The following is a 1,013-nucleotide window of genomic DNA, read 5'->3' as shown; positions in this document are numbered from 1 at the left end:
CTACTTCTGCGACCCGCACTCCCCGTGGCAGCGGGGCAGCAATGAGAACACCAACGGGTTGCTACGTCAATACCTTCCGAAGAGCACCGATCTGAGCATCGTTAGCCGCGCGGACCTGACCGCGATTCAGGACTCGCTCAACGGCCGACCGCGCAAGACGCTCGGATATCTGACACCATCGGAGAAGTTCACGGAACTCGTTGCGACCACCGGTTGAATCCGCCGATCCTGAAACAGGCGTCGGCTTTCTTCGCGGCGGAGCTCGACCGCCCCTTACGGTAAGCGAGAAGGTCATGTTCATCGACCAACTGCGTGACGAGCACGGGGTCGAGCCGATCTGCCGTGTCCTCGCGGACACTCCTGCCCAGATCGCCCCGTCGACGTACTACGCCGCGAAGACCAGGCCACCGTCCCAGCGCGAGATACGCGACCGAGACCTCAGTGAGCAGATCACCCGCATCCACCGGGAGAACTACGGCGTGTACGGGGTCAGGAAGGTGCACGCCCAGCTTCGGCGTGAGGGCGTACGGGTCGCCGAGTCGACCGTGCGCCGGCTCATGCGCCGGGTCGGGCTGCGCGGCATCTGCCGGATGAAGGGCCCCAGGACCACGAAACCGTCCCCCGAGACCGTCCGGCCGCTGGATCTGGTGAACCGTCAGTTCACGGCTACTGGTCCGAACGAGCTGTGGGTCGCCGACCTGACCTATGTGCGCACGTTCTCGGGGTGGGTGTACGTCGGCTTCGTACTCGAGGTGTACTCGCGCATGATCGTCGGCTGGCAGATCTCCACCCGCTTGTACACCGATCTCGCGTTGGACGCCCTCCGGATGGGGATCTGGCGGCGAAAGCGGGTCGGTCACGATCTGGCCGGGCTGATTCATCACAGCGACAGTAAGAATAGAGGTGCCTGGTCTTCTTGAATGGTTTGACCCACACAGCGATCGACCCAGAACAGCCGGTCAGGTGCCGTGAGTGCTTCCGAAAGGTTCTGACTCACATTCTGATCGACCAGC

General features: G+C 63.1%; 1 protein-coding gene, 1 pseudogene and 1 other annotated feature. The gene and the pseudogene both read left to right on the top strand.

Annotated elements, in window-relative coordinates; genetic code table 11:
* The coding region (locus MUN85_RS12510; protein ID WP_250506998.1) for an IS30 family transposase at nucleotides 1-217 on the top strand (217 nt) is incomplete at its 5' end.
* 25 nt (nucleotides 218-242) lie between these two features.
* Nucleotides 243-377 (top strand) — a sequence feature (AL1L pseudoknot).
* Nucleotides 255-920 (top strand): annotated as a pseudogene (locus MUN85_RS12505) (IS3 family transposase); the annotation flags it as partial. (Overlaps the previous feature by 123 nt.)
* Between the last annotated feature and the right edge of the window lie 93 nt (nucleotides 921-1,013).

The organism is Bowdeniella massiliensis (assembly GCF_023634005.1).
Classification (GTDB): domain Bacteria; phylum Actinomycetota; class Actinomycetes; order Actinomycetales; family Actinomycetaceae; genus Bowdeniella; species Bowdeniella massiliensis.
This window is presented reverse-complemented; position numbering and strand designations above follow the sequence as displayed.